The 14,282-nt window shown below is 70.5% G+C and carries 15 protein-coding genes; 11 read left to right on the top strand and 4 right to left on the bottom strand.

Annotated elements, in window-relative coordinates:
• Nucleotides 1-13: 13 nt before the first annotated feature.
• Together ACZ6Z4_RS19335 and ACZ6Z4_RS19330 are read right to left on the bottom strand one after the other, a co-directional pair.
• Nucleotides 14-865 carry a carbohydrate ABC transporter permease gene (locus tag ACZ6Z4_RS19335; protein ID WP_465565780.1) on the bottom strand — a complete coding sequence of 284 codons (852 nt, stop codon included), beginning with the start codon at nucleotides 863-865 and terminating at the stop codon, nucleotides 14-16.
• Complete coding sequence (locus ACZ6Z4_RS19330) at nucleotides 862-1,779, bottom strand: carbohydrate ABC transporter permease (RefSeq protein WP_363669675.1); 918 nt, start codon at nucleotides 1,777-1,779, stop codon at nucleotides 862-864. Before ACZ6Z4_RS19330 ends, ACZ6Z4_RS19335 begins: the two co-directional genes overlap by 4 nt.
• Nucleotides 1,780-1,864: 85 nt before the next feature.
• On the opposite strand from ACZ6Z4_RS19330, the gene purD reads away from it, so the two are divergent.
• The 9 genes from purD (at nucleotide 1,865) to ACZ6Z4_RS19285 (ending at nucleotide 10,707) form a co-directional block, all read left to right on the top strand.
• Nucleotides 1,865-3,142 carry a phosphoribosylamine--glycine ligase gene (purD, locus tag ACZ6Z4_RS19325; protein WP_465565775.1) on the top strand — a complete coding sequence of 426 codons (1,278 nt, stop codon included), beginning with the start codon at nucleotides 1,865-1,867 and terminating at the stop codon, nucleotides 3,140-3,142.
• Between the two features lie 60 nt (nucleotides 3,143-3,202).
• A complete protein-coding gene (locus ACZ6Z4_RS19320; RefSeq protein ID WP_465565772.1) occupies nucleotides 3,203-3,739 on the top strand; it encodes a hypothetical protein in 537 nt (178 codons plus the stop codon).
• Complete coding sequence (locus ACZ6Z4_RS19315; RefSeq protein WP_465565769.1) at nucleotides 3,736-4,668, top strand: alpha/beta hydrolase; 933 nt, start codon at nucleotides 3,736-3,738, stop codon at nucleotides 4,666-4,668. The genes ACZ6Z4_RS19320 and ACZ6Z4_RS19315 overlap by 4 nt, the downstream gene beginning before the upstream one ends.
• Before the next feature lie 43 nt (nucleotides 4,669-4,711).
• Entirely contained in the window at nucleotides 4,712-6,148 is a 1,437-nt protein-coding gene (gene purB, locus ACZ6Z4_RS19310; protein ID WP_465565766.1) for an adenylosuccinate lyase, read from the top strand.
• 3 nt (nucleotides 6,149-6,151) lie between these two features.
• Nucleotides 6,152-6,508 carry a hypothetical protein gene (locus ACZ6Z4_RS19305; RefSeq protein ID WP_465565763.1) on the top strand — a complete coding sequence of 119 codons (357 nt, stop codon included), beginning with the start codon at nucleotides 6,152-6,154 and terminating at the stop codon, nucleotides 6,506-6,508.
• A gap of 1 nt (nucleotide 6,509) precedes the next feature.
• A complete protein-coding gene (locus ACZ6Z4_RS19300; protein WP_465565760.1) occupies nucleotides 6,510-6,920 on the top strand; it encodes a hypothetical protein in 411 nt (136 codons plus the stop codon).
• A 66-nt stretch (nucleotides 6,921-6,986) separates the two neighbouring features.
• The gene (locus ACZ6Z4_RS19295) at nucleotides 6,987-8,204 is read left to right on the top strand and encodes a bifunctional glycosyltransferase family 2/GtrA family protein (RefSeq protein WP_465565758.1); all 1,218 of its coding nucleotides are present in this window, start codon (nucleotides 6,987-6,989) and stop codon (nucleotides 8,202-8,204) included.
• The gene (locus ACZ6Z4_RS19290) at nucleotides 8,204-10,225 is read left to right on the top strand and encodes an ArnT family glycosyltransferase (RefSeq protein WP_465565755.1); all 2,022 of its coding nucleotides are present in this window, start codon (nucleotides 8,204-8,206) and stop codon (nucleotides 10,223-10,225) included. Before ACZ6Z4_RS19295 ends, ACZ6Z4_RS19290 begins: the two co-directional genes overlap by 1 nt.
• 59 nt (nucleotides 10,226-10,284) lie before the next feature.
• Entirely contained in the window at nucleotides 10,285-10,707 is a 423-nt protein-coding gene (locus ACZ6Z4_RS19285; RefSeq protein WP_465565751.1) for a hypothetical protein, read from the top strand.
• Nucleotides 10,708-10,841: 134 nt separating this feature from the next.
• Here the strand turns inward: ACZ6Z4_RS19285 and ACZ6Z4_RS19280 are convergent, their stop codons facing one another.
• On the bottom strand, nucleotides 10,842-11,459 hold the full coding sequence (locus ACZ6Z4_RS19280; RefSeq protein ID WP_465565748.1) for a TetR/AcrR family transcriptional regulator: 618 nt from the start codon (nucleotides 11,457-11,459) through the stop codon (nucleotides 10,842-10,844).
• 46 nt (nucleotides 11,460-11,505) lie between these two features.
• On the opposite strand from ACZ6Z4_RS19280, the gene ACZ6Z4_RS19275 reads away from it, so the two are divergent.
• On the top strand, nucleotides 11,506-12,573 hold the full coding sequence (locus ACZ6Z4_RS19275; protein ID WP_465565744.1) for an FAD-dependent monooxygenase: 1,068 nt from the start codon (nucleotides 11,506-11,508) through the stop codon (nucleotides 12,571-12,573).
• A complete protein-coding gene (locus ACZ6Z4_RS19270) occupies nucleotides 12,570-13,439 on the top strand; it encodes a phosphoribosylaminoimidazolesuccinocarboxamide synthase (protein ID WP_465565741.1) in 870 nt (289 codons plus the stop codon). Before ACZ6Z4_RS19275 ends, ACZ6Z4_RS19270 begins: the two co-directional genes overlap by 4 nt.
• Here ACZ6Z4_RS19270 and ACZ6Z4_RS19265 read toward each other — a convergent pair.
• Entirely contained in the window at nucleotides 13,436-14,275 is an 840-nt protein-coding gene (locus tag ACZ6Z4_RS19265; protein WP_465565737.1) for a helix-turn-helix transcriptional regulator, read from the bottom strand. The genes ACZ6Z4_RS19270 and ACZ6Z4_RS19265 overlap by 4 nt on opposite strands.
• Nucleotides 14,276-14,282 lie beyond the last annotated feature (7 nt).

The raw sequence follows: 14,282 nt of genomic DNA, 5'->3' as shown, positions 1-14,282 counted from the left end.
ACCTCTCTTCGTACTACCGGATGGCGCCCGCGGTCAGCCCGCGGACGATGAAGCGCTGGCCGAAGATCACGATGGCCAGGGTGGGCAGGATGGACAGGGTGACGCCGGCCAGGATCAGCCCGGGATCGGCGGCCTCGGCGTCGTTGAGCTGGCTGATGCCGATCTGCAGCGTGCGGCGGTCGGCCGAGTCGCCGATCAGCAGCGGCCAGAAGAACTGGTTCCACGCTGCCAGGAACACGTACAGCCCCACCGCCGTCAGCGCCGGCTTGTTCAGCGGCACCAGGATCCGGGTCAGGAAGCGCCAGTGCCCGGCGCCGTCGATGGTCGCCGCGTCCCGCAGCTCCAGCGGGAACTGCAGGAACGACTGCCGGAGCAGGAACACCCCGAACGCGTTGGCCAGGAACGGCAGCACCAGCGCCACCATCGTGCCGGCGTACGACGCGGTGAGGCGTTCGCCGCCGACCGACCAGCTGGTGATGGTCAGGTAGTTCGGCAGCACGATCGACTCCCACGGCACCATCAGCGTGGCCAGGAAGAGCCCGAACAGCACGGTCCGGCCCCACATCCTCATGAAGACGAACGCGTACGCCGCCAGCACGCTGGTGATCAGCTGGGACAGCGTGATGATCGAGGTCTGCAGGATCGAGTTCAGGTACTGCCGGCCGATCGGCGTCCCGGACGACGAGGCGCCCTCGTAGTTGCCGGTGAAGATCCCGTGCGGGAACAGGTCCGGCGGGTACGACGAGATCTGGCCCGGCGACATGATCGAGCCCGCGATCACGTAGTACACGGGGAAGATCACCGCCAGCGCGGCGAGAATCAGTACGGCGTACGTGACGAGCCGTCCAACGCTCGAACGAGTCACTTGTAGTGCACCCGCCTCTCCAGTACGCCGAACTGAATCGCCGTACACGCCAGCAGGATCACGAACAGCACGATCGCCTGCGCCGACGCGGCGCCGAAGTCGCTCGCGTTGTTCGCGAACGCGGTGTGGTAGATCGAGTACACGAGCGTCTTGGTCGACTGCTCGGGCCCGCCCTCGGGGGTGAGGATCTTGATCTGGCCGAAGCCCTGCAGCGACTGGATCGTCGAGATCACCACCAGGAAGAACAGCTGCGGGCCGAGCAGCGGCACGGTGATGAACCGCGACGCCCGCCAGCCGCCGGCGCCGTCGAGCGTGGCCGCCTCGTTGATCTCCTGCGGGATCGCGCCGATCCCGGCCGACAGCACCAGCACGTTGTAGCCGATGCTCATCCAGACCGTGGTGATCGCGACGCTGATCAGCGCCCAGGACGGGTCGGTCAGCCAGCCGATCCGGTCGACGCCGAACCGGCCGAGGACACCGTTGGCCAGGCCGATCGCCGGGTTGTAGATGGTGGCGAAGATGACCGACGCGCTGGCGACGGAGAACGCGAACGGCAGCGCGAAGGCGGTCCGGAAGATCCGGATCCCCTTGATGTGCTGCTCGAGCAGCAGCACGATCGCCAGGCCGCCGAGCACACCGGGGATCACGGTCAGCAGCACGAACGCGAAGGTCACCCAGAGGATGTGCCGGAACTCGGCCGAGCCGAGCATGTCGCGGTAGTGCTGCAGGCCGACGAAGGCGTCCGGGCGGCCGAACAGGTCGCTGCCGTGCAGCGACAGCGAGATCGACTTGCCGAGCGGCCAGACGATGAACAGCGCGAAGATCACGATGCAGGGGGCCAGCATCAGCCAGGACAGCAGGGACGCGGGGGTGGGCCGGCGACGCAGCGGCGCCGGCGCGGAGCTTGTAGTCAATCGAGTACCTCCAGTAACGCGCAGTCTTACACCGCCCAGGGGCGACCGTCCCGGTACCCGCACAAGTGCACTAGGCTCAGGGCCCGTGAAGGTATTGGTCATCGGCTCTGGCGGCCGTGAGCACGCACTGGTCTGGGCGCTGAGTCAGGATCCCGACGTCACCCAGGTGGTGGCGGCCCCGGGCAACCCTGGCATCGCCGTGTTGCAACCGGCGTACGAAGGGCAAACGATCGTTTGCCGCCCGGTGGACATCTCCGACCACGACGCGGTCGTCGCGCTGGCGCAGGAGTCCGGGACCGATCTGGCCGTGGTCGGGCCCGAGGCGCCGCTGGTGGCCGGCCTCGCCGACCCGCTGCGCGAGGCCGGGATCGCGGTCTTCGGGCCGTCGAAGGAGGCCGCGCAACTGGAGGGCTCGAAGGCGTTCGCCAAGGACGTGATGGCGGCGGCCAGCGTGCCGACCGGCCGGGCCTACGTCTGCCGTACGCCGGAGCAGGCCGCGGAGGCGATCGACGCGTTCGGTCCGCCGTACGTGGTGAAGGACGATGCGCTTGCCGCGGGCAAGGGTGTGGTGGTGACCTCGGACCGCGAGGCGGCGCTCGCGCACGCGGCCGAGTGCGGGCAGGTGCTGATCGAGGAGTACCTGGACGGCCCGGAGGTGTCGCTGTTCGCGATCACCGACGGGACGACGGTGCTGCCGATGCAGCCGGCCCAGGACTTCAAGCGGCTCGGCGACAACGACGAGGGCCCGAACACCGGCGGCATGGGCGCCTACACACCGTTGCCGTGGGCCCCTGAAAACCTGGTCGAGGAGATCACCGAGAAGGTGCTCCAGCCGACCGTCGACGAGATGCGCCGCCGCGGTACGCCGTTCAGCGGTCTCCTGTACGCCGGGCTGGCGCTGACCAGCCGCGGCGTCCGCGTGATCGAGTTCAACTGCCGCTTCGGTGACCCCGAGACGCAGGCGCTGCTGCCGCTGCTGAAGACGCCGCTCGGTGGGGTCCTGTCCGCCGCCGCGACCGGCAAGCTCGCCGACGCCGAGCCGCTGGCCTGGAAGAACGGCTCCGCGGTCGCGGTGGTCGTCGCGGCGAAGAAGTACCCGGAGAAGCCGCGCAGCGGCGACGCGATCGCCGGCATCGAGCAGGCCGAGGCCGGCAACGTCCGCGTCTTCCACGCCGGAACGAGCCAGGACGGCGAGGAGCTGGTCACCTCCGGCGGGCGTGTGCTCGCGGTCAGCGCGACCGGCAAGGACCTCGACGAGGCGCGGCAGCGCGCGTACGCCGGGGTCGGGCAGATCCGGATCAAGGGCTCGCAGCACCGCACCGACATCGCCCTGAAGGCGGCCCGGGGCGAGATCACCGTCTGACGATTGCGCAACATCGTCAATTGACCGTACGGGTGACGCGTGGGCTGCTCGACTGGGCCCATGCGTACTCCGACAACGTCCGCGGCCGTCGCCGCGCAGCTCGTCCGTGCCGACCGGCAGCGGTTGCTCGATCTCGTCGACGGGCTGCCCTCCGACAGGCTCACTGAACGATTTCGCGTGACCGACGGTCCGCTCGGGCACTTCTGCGACTCCCTGCACGACCTGGTCGCGCACGTACTGATGTGGGACGAGATCACCCTCGCGCTGCTGCGGGAGGCGGCGGTCGGGCGGTCGCACTGGAGCCTCGATCCGCGGTGGGAGACGGCGGAGATCGGGAGCGCGCTCAACGTCGGCGGGGTCGAGGCCGGGCGGCAGCTGCCGTCGGGGCTGCTGATCGAGCGGTTCGGGGGTGTTGTGGACGCGCTGGTCGCCGAGATCTTGTCGTACGACGAGGTCGCGTGGCGGGATCCGGCGACGGGCGGGCCGTTCGGTGGGAGCGTCGGCGCGCTGGCGGAGTACGCGGCGACGCCGCCGGACGGGACGCCGCCGTACGCGCATGTGGGCAAGCACCTGGGCTTTGCGGAGGCCGTCGCGTGAACGTCTCATGGGAACTCGCCGGCCTGAAGGTCGTGGAGGATGTGCGGTTCAGGTCGGAGACCGACCGGCTGCTGGCGCGCTTTGCTGCGGAGCCATCCGAGGAATCAGATCCGTACGAGGCGTTGCTACGGGATCGCATGGAGTTGCCCGACCCGGAGCTCGCGGACGTCGTCCATCCGGCGGCGCGGGTGAGCGATCTCGAACTGGAGCTGCCCGGGCGGACGCTGCAGGCTCGCCTCTACCGGCCGCCAACCGACGAGCCGAGGCCGGTGCTGCTGTGGTTGCACGGCGGAGGGTTCATCGGCGGCGACCTGCGGGACATCGAGTACGCCGCCTCCGGGATCGCGGTCCACGGCGACGTCGGGGTGGTGTCGCTCAACTACCGGCTGGCGCCGGAGGACCCTTATCCGGCGGCGCTGAACGATGTGGTCGACGCTCTCGAATGGCTGCGGGAGCACGGACACACCCGGATCCTCGTCGGCGGGCAGAGCGCGGGCGCCGCGCTGGCTGCCGGGGCCTGTCAGGTCGCGAAGGAACGTGGGCTGGCGCAGCCTGAGCGGCAGATCCTGTGCTACCCGAGTCTGGATTTCGACCAGCACACCGAGTCCGCGAAGTTGTTCGACGGAGTGTTCCTCACCACCAGACCGGGCTGGGCGGACGAGGTGTACTTCCCGGCCGGTGAGCTTCCGGCCACCGCCGTACCGATCCGCGCCGAGGACCTGAGCGGTCTCCCCCCGGCGCTGATCCTCGCCGCCGGGCGCGATCCACTCCGCGACGACGCCCGCGGCTACGCGGCCCGGCTCACCGCGGCCGGCGTACCGACCAGGCTCGTCGAGTACGCCGACACGATGCACGCGTTCCTCAACTTCCCCGGCGTACTGTCGGCCGGCCGGCACGCCGTCGAGCTGATCGGTGCCGAGCTGCGCTGAGACCCCGTACGGCGGACTTCGCCCGACCAGGGAGAATGGAGCCGTGCCGAACTCCAGCAAGCCCCGGATCCCGAACGTTCTCGCCGCGCGCTACGCCAGCCTGTCGATGGCCGAGCTGTGGTCGCCGGAGCACAAGATCGTGCTCGAGCGGCAGCTGTGGCTGGCGGTGCTGAGCGCGCAGAAGGAGTACGGCGTCGACGTGCCGGACGGGGTCCTGGAGGATTACCGCCGGGTGCTGGACCAGGTCGACCTGGAGTCGATCGCCGAGCGTGAGCGGGTCACCCGGCACGACGTGAAGGCCCGGATCGAGGAGTTCAACGCGCTCGCCGGCCACGAGCACATCCACAAGGGCATGACGTCGCGCGACCTGACCGAGAACGTCGAGCAGCTGCAGATCCGCGCCGGACTGGAGCTGGTCCGGGACCGCGCGGTCGCGACGGCGGTCCAGCTCGGGCAGAAGGCGGCCGAGCACGCGGCACTGGTGATGACCGGCCGGTCGCACAACGTGGCGGCCCAGGCGACGACGCTCGGGAAGCGGTTCGCCTCGGCGGCCGACGAGCTGCTGGTCGCGATCGCCCGGCTCGAGGAGCTGATCGACCGGTACCCGCTGCGCGGGATCAAGGGCCCGGTCGGGACGTCGCAGGACATGCTCGACCTGTTCAGCGGCCAGGACAAGCTGCTCGCCGGGCTGGAGTCGGAGGTCGCCCAGCACCTCGGCTTCCGCCGTACGCTGACCAGCGTCGGCCAGGTCTACCCGCGCTCGCTGGACTACGAGGTGGTCTCCGCGCTGGTCCAGCTGGCGGCCGGGCCGTCCAGCCTGGCGACGACGATCCGGCTGATGGCCGGGCACGAGCTGGTCACCGAGGGCTTCAAGGAGGGCCAGGTCGGCTCGTCGGCGATGCCGCACAAGATGAACACCCGGTCCTGCGAGCGGGTGAACGGCCTCGCGGTGATCCTGCGCGGCTACGCGTCGATGGCCGGCGAGCTGGCCGGCAACCAGTGGAACGAGGGGGACGTCTTCTGCTCCGTCGTACGCCGGGTGGCGCTGCCGGACGCGTTCTTCGCGCTCGACGGGCTGTTCGAGACGTTCCTGACCGTGCTCGCCGAGTTCGGCGTCTACCCGGCGGTCGTGGACCGGGAGCTGGAGCGGTACCTGCCGTTCCTGACCTCGACGAAGATCCTGATGGCCGCGGTGAAGAACGGCGTCGGCCGGGAGACCGCGCACGAGGTGATCAAGGAGCACGCCGTCGCCACCGCGCTCGACCTGCGCAAGGGCCTGGCCGCCAACGACCTGTTCCACCGCCTCGGCACCGACGGCCGGCTCGGCCTGACCGAGGAGCAGATCGTCGGCATCGTCGGCGAGCCGCTGACCTTCACCGGCGCGGCCGTCGCCCAGGTGGACGCGGTCGTCGCCAAGATCGACCAGCTCGCCAAGCGCTACCCCGAAGCGGCGTCGTACGCACCGGGTGACATCCTCTAGTCCGTGTACGAACCGCTCACCTGGGTCCTGGTCGGACTGTCCCTCGCCGCGATGGTCTACGCGATCGTGCTGGCCGCGCTCGATCGCCGGATCAACTGGACGCTGCTCGCGGTGCTCGGCGTGGTCGAGGTCGCGCTGGTCGCGCAGCTGGTGGTCGGGATCGTGCAGTTCGCCGGGACCGACCGGGACGTGTCCGGAGGGTTCTTCTTCGGGTACCTGGTCGGCTCGCTGATCATCCTGCCGATCGGCGCGCTGTGGGCGCTGGCGGAGAGCAGCCGCTGGGGAGCCGGCGCGCTGGCGGTCGCGTGCTTCGTGATCCCGGTGCTGGAGCTGCGCATGCACGAGATCTGGACGGCCTGAGATGGGCGACGCCGAGCAGGCCGCGGACCCGGCGGCAACCCGGCACGGCCCGGGCCGGATCCTCATCCTCGTGTACGGCGTGTTCGCGCTGTCCGCGACCGGCCGCGCGGTCTTCCAGATCATCAACCAGTTCGACCGCGCCCCGATCGCCTACGTGCTGTCGGCCGTTGCCGCGATCATCTACTGCCTGGCGACCTTCGCACTGGCCAAGGCAACGAACTTCTCCCGCCGGATCGCGACCATCGCGATCGTCATCGAGCTGATCGGCGTCGTCGGCATCGGCGCCTTCAGCTACGCCGTCCCCGACGACTTCCCCGACGCGACCGTCTGGTCCCACTTCGGCCAGGGGTACGGCTTCGTCCCGCTCGTCCTCCCGATCCTCGGCCTGCTCTGGCTCCGCCGTACGGCGTAGCAACTCCCAGGAAGTTCCCAGCCGCGGCCAGGGACCGGCACAGGTTGGCCGGACAGCCTGGGAGGCATGCAGAACCAAGGTCATCCGCGGGTCGAGATCGTCGTCCCCGTGCGCAACGAGGAGTACGACCTCGCCCCGAACGTCCGGCGGCTCCGGGACTTCCTGGACGCCGCCTTTCCGTTTCCGGCCGAGGTCTGCATCGCCGACAACGGCAGCACCGACGCCACCTTCGAGATCGGCACCCTGCTCGCCACCGAGCTGCCCGGGGTCCGGATCGTCCGGATCGAGCAGCCCGGTCGCGGCCGGGCGCTGAAGCAGGTCTGGTCCGGCAGCGACGCCGACGTCCTGGCGTACCTGGACGTCGATCTGTCCACCAACCTGAACGCCCTGCTCCCCTTGGTCGCACCGCTGCTGGCCGGCCACAGCGACGTGGCGATCGGGACCCGGCTGGCCCGCGGTTCCCGGGTGGTCCGGCGACCGAAGCGCGAGCTGATCTCGCGCGGCTACAACCTGTTGCTCAAGGCAACACTGGGGACGCGCTTCTCCGACGCGCAGTGCGGTTTCAAGGCGATCCGCCGCGACGTCGCCGAGGCGCTGCTGCCGATGGTCGAGGACACCGGCTGGTTCTTCGACACCGAGCTGCTGGTGCTGGCCGAGCGGGCCGGGCTGCGGATCCACGAGGTCCCGGTCGACTGGGTCGACGACCTCGACTCCCGGGTCGCGATCGCGCAGACGGTGGCGGACGATCTGCGGGGGATCGCCCGGCTGCACCGCACCGCCGATCGGCTCCCGCTGGAGCCCGTACGCCGTACGTACGGCCGCCCCGCGGTCGCTGACCCCCGGACGGCGCTCGCCGCCCGGGTCCTCCGGTTCGCGGCCGTCGGCGTCCTGAGCACGATCGCGTACGCCGTGCTCTACCTGCTGCTGCGGCACACGATGCCCGCCCAGGCCGCGAACCTGCTCGCGCTGCTGATCACCGCCGTCGGCAACACCGCGCTCAACCGCCGCGTCACCTTCGGCGTCCGCGGGCTCGATCGCCGCGGCCGGCACCAGTTGCGCGGCCTCGTCACCTTCTTCATCGGCTGGAGCCTGACCGCGTCGTCGCTGTGGCTGCTGCACACGGCGGTCGCCGTACCGGCGACAGCGATCGAGGTGACCGTGCTGACGATCGCCAACCTCGCGGCCACGATCGTCCGCTTCAGCCTCTTCCAGAACTGGGTCTTCGACGACGAGGCACCCGTTCTGCCCACCCTGGAAATCCTCGACAACGCCCGGAGCCACTGATGAGCACCCTGACCGAACCGAGACGGGTGACGCTGGCGGCGTCGTACCCGATCAGCCGTGAGAAGACCCTGTACGGCGGCCTGCTGGTCCTGACCGCGATCGCCTACCTGTGGGGCCTGTCGAAGAACGGCTACGCCAACGAGTACTACGCGGCCGCGGTGCAGGCCGGGTCGACGAGCTGGAAGGCCTGGTTCTTCGGGTCGTTCGACTCCGCGAGCTTCATCACCGTGGACAAGACGCCCGCGTCGCTGTGGGTGATGGGGCTGTCGGGCCGGATCTTCGGCTTCGGGGTCTGGAGCATGCTGATCCCACAGGCGCTGATGGGCGTCGCGAGCGTCGGGCTGGTCTACGCGGCGGTGCGCCGCTGGTTCTCGCCGTACGCCGCGCTGCTGGCGGGCGCGATCCTCGCGCTGACGCCGGTCGCGGTGCTGATGTTCCGGTTCAACAACCCGGATGCGTTGCTGGTGCTGTTGCTCGTCGCGGGGGCATGGGCGGTGACTCGGGCGATCGACTCCGTCCGGTACGCCGGGCGGTGGATGGCGCTGGCCGGATTGCTGGTCGGGTTCGGGTTCCTGACGAAGATGCTGCAGGCCTTTCTGGTGCTGCCCGCGTTCGGGCTGGCGTACCTGGTCGCCGGGCGGCCCGCGCTGGGGAAGCGGATCGCCCACAGCTTCGTTGCCCTCGGCACGATGATCGCCGGGGCCGGCTGGTGGATCGCGATCGTCGAGCTGCTGCCCGCATCCGCCCGCCCGTACGTCGGTGGGTCGCAGACGAACAGCATTCTCGAACTGACGCTGGGCTACAACGGGCTCGGCCGGCTGACCGGCGACGAGGCCGGATCGGTCGGCGGCGGGATCGGGAACCCCGGCTGGGGTGGGGCGACGGGCCTGCAGCGGTTGTTCGGTGGCGAGTTCGCCGGGCAGATCGCGTGGTTGTTGCCTGCGGCACTGATTGCGACGGTGGTGCTGGTGGTCGCGGCCGGGCGCTCGGCGCGGACCGACCGGACGCGGGCGTTCGCGATCCTGTGGGGCGGCTGGCTGGTGGTGACCGGGCTGGTGTTCAGCTACATGCAGGGGATCATCCACAGCTACTACATGGTCGCGCTCGCGCCGGCGATCGCGGCGCTGGTCGGGGCGGCGGCGATGGTGCTGTGGCGGCGACGGTCGGCGTGGCTGCCGCGGGCGGTGCTCGCTGGTGGGGTGTTGCTGACGGCGGGGTGGAGCTACTCGTTGCTGTCGGCGTCTTCGGACTACCTGCCGTGGTTGCGGTGGCTGGTGCTGCTTGGTGGGGTGGCGGCGGCGGGCGCCGTACTGGTGCTGCCGGAGCTGAGGGTGCAGCGGAGCGGGGCCGTCGCGGGGGTGTTGCTGGTTCTGACGGCGTTGGCCGGGCCGACGGCGTACTCGGTGACGACGATCAGTGAGGCGCACGCGGGGGCCCTGCCTTCGGCGGGGCCGGCTAGCACTGCAGGCTTCGGTGGCCGAATGGGAGGACCGCCTGGTGGAGGGATGGGCGGTCCGCGTGGCGGGGGAATGGGCGGGCAGCCCGGTGCAGCAACCGGCGGGCAGCCCGGAGCACCCTCCGCCGGGCAGCCTGGAGGAGCGACCGGCGGGCCGGGCGGTGGAACGGCCCGAGGCGGGGGCGGCGCGGGTGGCTTCCTCGGAGGCGGTGGCACCAGCGGAGTCTCCAGCGAGCTGATCACCTTCCTGCAGCAGGGCGCCGAGGGCTACACCTGGGCCGCGGCCGCTGTCACCGCGAACGGTGCCGCGCCGGTTCAGATCGCCGCGGAGGTCCCGGTGATGGCGATCGGCGGCTTCAACGGGACCGACCCGGCGCCGTCGCTCGCCGAGTTCCAGGAATTGGTTGCCCAGGGCAAGGTCCACTACTTCGTCGGAAGCGGTGGCGGAGGCTTCGGCGGCCGCGGTGGGACCTCCAGCGAGATCTCCACCTGGGTCGAGCAGAACTTCGAGGCCCAGACCATCGGCAGCACCACCGTGTACGACTTGACCAGCAACGGAGCCTGAATGCGAATCCCGACACGCCTGGTGTTCCGTACGGCGTCAGGTGGGGTAAGGATCGATTCGTGGAATGGTCGAACGTCACCTGGTTCCTGACCGGTCTGGGCGCTGTCGTCGTACTGCTGACGCGGATCCGGCTCGGTGGTGAGAGCGCGGGCGAGCAGAACCGCTCCAGCGGCGTCGCGGGCTACTCGGCGGCGCTGCTGCGGCTGCACACGGTCGTCGGCGTGCTCACCCTGATCGCCTGGGTCGTTGCCCTGGTCACCACGCGTCGCGTGATCGCCCTCGGCGCGCTGGCCGGCTGGTGGTTGCTGGCACTGATCGGGTTGTTGCTGCTGGCCCGCTGGCTGCCCAGCGGCGGACGACACTCCGAGGACAAGGCCGCCGACGCGTGGGGATCCGGCGCCGGCCTGTCCTTGCTCGGCCATCTCGGCGTGGTGATAGGCAGCGCCTATTTCACGTTCGTCGTCCTCACCGATCGGTTGTAGCCAGCGGCCGCGGGATCGCGCCGCGCCCGGACCAGCGTCTTCGGCTGACACCGGGACCCCCACAGGCGGAAAGTGGTGGTGACTCCCAGGTCAGAGACGAAGTGTTGGCTTCGCAGACCTGCGCATGTCGTCCGTCAGTCCGTGCTGAAGCCGGCGAGCAGGGCGGCGACCGCACGGCGTACAGAGAGCTCCCAGGCGTCGTCCGCGAGGGTCCGACCGGCGCCTGCGACGCGGTCCCAGAGCAGGCCGTCGAGCATCGCCGCGCACGGCCAGGCCGCCTGCTCGGGCTCGCGGATGCCGAGCCCGCCGAGGATGCCCGCGAGGTGCTCGCGCAGGACGCGGCCGCCCTGGGTGATCGCGTCGAGGAGCTCCGGCCGCCGGCTGGCTTCGAGGGAGAGCTCGTAGCGCGCGAGCTGGTCCTCGGAGCGATCTCGGACCAGGCCCAGCATCATCTGGGTCAGCAGCCCCGCGACCTGCTCGCCGGCCGGGCCGGCGGAGCTGGCCGGTGCCGCGCCCGCCTGGCCGGCCGGCGGTTGAGCGGCGAGGTCGCGTTCGAGCATCCGGCTCACGCATGCGGTGAGCAGCGCGTCCCGGGTGCGCAGGTAGTACGACGTCGACCCGGGTGGCAAGCCCGCCTCGGTGTCGACCGCCCGGTGGGTGAGTCCGCGCAGGCCTCGGGTGGCGACCAAGTGGATGGCGGCGTCGGCGATGGCGGCCCGGCGGTCGTCGCCGCGGGGTGGGGTGGAGGGCACGCGCACACTCTATCCAAACAAACTCTACAGATGTAGAGTCCGAAACATGAGGACAGCGATTGTGGTGGGGGCGGGGATCGGCGGGGTGGCGGCCGCGCTCGGGCTGGAGCGGGCGGGTCTGCGGGTGACGGTGCTGGAGCGGGCGGCGGAGCTGGGCGAGGTGGGAGCCGGGATCTCGGTGTGGCCGTCGGCGGTGAAGGCGCTGGAGGAGCTCGGGGTCGAGGGGGTCGAGAAGGCGGCGGTGGAGTCGGCGCCGGCGGGGATGCGGCGGCCGGACGGGCGGTGGGTGCTGCGGGCCGAGGCGCTCGGGGTGGAGGTGCCGGTGATGATCCACCGGGCGCGGCTGCACGAGTTGATCACCGGCAAGTTCGGCGACGGGGTGAGTGTGCGGACGGGCGTGACGGTCGATGGGGTCGTCGACGGGGCTGTGCGGGCGGGGGATGAGGAGTTCCGGGCCGATCTGATCGTGGCGGCCGATGGGCTGAGGAGCGTCGTGCGAAGTGCGCTGTATCCGTCGTACGGCGGTCCGCGGTACTCGGGCTACGCGGCGTACCGGGGGATCGCCGACGTCGAGGTCGACGACGGCGGTGGGGAGACCTGGGGGCGGGGCCGGCGGTTCGGGTTCGCGCGGCTGATCGACGGGCGGTACTACTGGTACGCGACGGAGAATCGTCCGGCAGGCGTGGTGGGGGCGGATGTCTGGGCGGGCTTCGGGAGTTGGCACGACCCGATTCCTAAGTTGCTAGAGGCAACAAATGAGGTGTTGCAGAACGACATCTACGACCTGCGGTTGCCGCTCGTTCCGTTCGTACGAGGCAATGTCGTGCTGCTCGGGGATGCCGCACATGCGATGACACCGAACCTCGGCCGAGGAGCCTGTACGGCGATCGAAGATGTCGCCGCTCTCCCCAAACACTTGAAGAATTTTGCGGCCTACGACGCCGAGCGGCGCCCCGCCGCGACCAAGCTCGTGCGCGTCTCCCGCGCGATCGGCCGGGTGGGCCAGCTCGACAGCGGCCTGCTCTGCGGGATCCGCGACGGCGCGATCACCCTGGGCGGCAAACTGGCCGGGGTGCGGGCCCGGAAGCGGGCAGTGGGAGAATCCTCGATGTGACCACACTTCCGCAGGCTGTTGAGATCCCCGGCGCCAAGCACCTGCACTCGGGCAAGGTGCGTGACCTGTACGAGCTCGAGTCCGGCCACCTGCTGATGGTCGCGAGCGACCGGATGAGCGCGTTCGACTGGATCCTGGAGACGCCGATCCCGGACAAGGGCAAGGTGCTCACCGCGATGAGCCTGTGGTGGTTCGAGCAGCTCGGGGTGCCGAATCACATCGTCTCGACCGACGTACCGGCCGAGGTCGCGGGGCGTGCGGTGGTCTGCGAGAAGCTCGACATGTTCCCGGTCGAGTGCGTCGCCCGCGGGTACCTGAGCGGCTCCGGGCTGCTCGACTACAACGCCACCGGCGAGGTCTGCGGCATCCCGCTGAGCGCGGGCCTGGTCGAGGGCTCCCGCCTGGAGGAGCCGATCTTCACCCCGGCCACCAAGGCCGAGCTCGGTGAGCACGACGAGAACGTCTCGTACGACGCGGTGGTGGCGACGGTCGGCGCCGACATCGCCGGCCGGCTGCGCGACCTGACGCTGGAGATCTACGGCCAGGCGCACGCGATGGCCGAGCGCCAGGGCATCATCCTGGCCGACACCAAGTTCGAGTTCGGTGCCCGCGCGGACGGCACGATCGTGCTCGCCGACGAGGTCCTGACGCCGGACTCGAGCCGGTTCTGGCCGGCCGACCAGTGGGCGCCGGGTCAGCAGCAGCCGTCGTACGACAAGCAGATCGTGCGGGACTGGCTGCAGTTCGAGTCCGGCTGGGACCGGCACTCGGGCGAGGCGCCGCCGCCGCTGTCGGACGAGGTCATCGAGCGCACGCGTTCGGCGTACGTCGACGCCTACGAGCGCCTGACCGGCCGCAAGTTCTAGATCAGTTCGTACCGCAGGACGGAGAGGAAGCGCAGCTTCTCCTCGCTCTCGCTGCCGGGCTCGGTGGTGTAGACGATCAGGTGCTGGGTGCGGTCCGGGCTGTGCAGCGTCTCGCGGTAGAGGTGGACGTCGCCCACCTCCGCGTGCCGGACCAGCAGCGGCTCCGGGTCGTTCTCGGTCACCGGGTGCTCGTGCCAGAGCTCGGTGAACTCGGCGCTGGTGTGCAGCAACGATCCGATCAGCGCGGCCAGGCGCGGCTCGGACCTGTTCTGCGTGTGCGCCAGCAGCAGGTGCGCCACGATCGTGCGCGAGTGCCGCGCGTGGTCCTCGGCCGGGAACGGTGCCCGCTCGGCACAAGGGTCGGTGAACCAGCGGTACGCCATCGCCCGCCGCAACCCGGCGTACCGGGTCTGGTCGCCGAACAGGATGCTCGACAGCCGGTTCTGCACGATCTTCTCGGTCAGGTGGTTGACCACCTCGGCCGGTGAGCTGTCGAGCTGCTCGAACACCCGCCGTACGCCGGGCGACAGTCGGCCGTGATCCGCGACCTCCAGCGGCGCCGCGTAGCCCGCGATCCGGTAGAGGTGGTCACGCTCGGGCTGGGTCAGTCGCAGCCCGGTCGCGATCGCCGCGAGCAGCTGCTCCGACGGGTGCGGCCCGCGCTGCTGCTCGATCCGGCTGTAGTAGTCGGTCGACATCCCGGCCAGCGCGGCGACCTCCTCGCGGCGCAGCCCGGTCGCGCGCCGCCGGCGGTGGGCCCGCGGCAGCCCGACGTCCTCCGGCTGCAGCGCCTCGCGACGGCTGCGCAGGAAGTCGGCGAGCACGGACCGGTCCACGAGGATC

The organism is Kribbella sp. NPDC104740, from assembly GCF_055583505.1.
The sequence above is the reverse complement of the archived record's forward strand: the minus strand, read 5'-3'. Positions and strand labels throughout refer to the sequence as shown.

What these genes read in the sequence shown, in the direction of transcription:
- ACZ6Z4_RS19300 (WP_465565760.1), top strand. Translation starts at nt 6,510, where the DNA reads ATGGGCGACGCCGAGCAGGCCGCGGACCCGGCGGCAACCCGGCACGGC.
- ACZ6Z4_RS19290 (WP_465565755.1), top strand. Translation starts at nt 8,204, where the DNA reads ATGAGCACCCTGACCGAACCGAGACGGGTGACGCTGGCGGCGTCGTAC.
- ACZ6Z4_RS19275 (WP_465565744.1), top strand. Translation starts at nt 11,506, where the DNA reads ATGAGGACAGCGATTGTGGTGGGGGCGGGGATCGGCGGGGTGGCGGCC.
- ACZ6Z4_RS19320 (WP_465565772.1), top strand. Translation starts at nt 3,203, where the DNA reads ATGCGTACTCCGACAACGTCCGCGGCCGTCGCCGCGCAGCTCGTCCGT.
- ACZ6Z4_RS19295 (WP_465565758.1), top strand. Translation starts at nt 6,987, where the DNA reads ATGCAGAACCAAGGTCATCCGCGGGTCGAGATCGTCGTCCCCGTGCGC.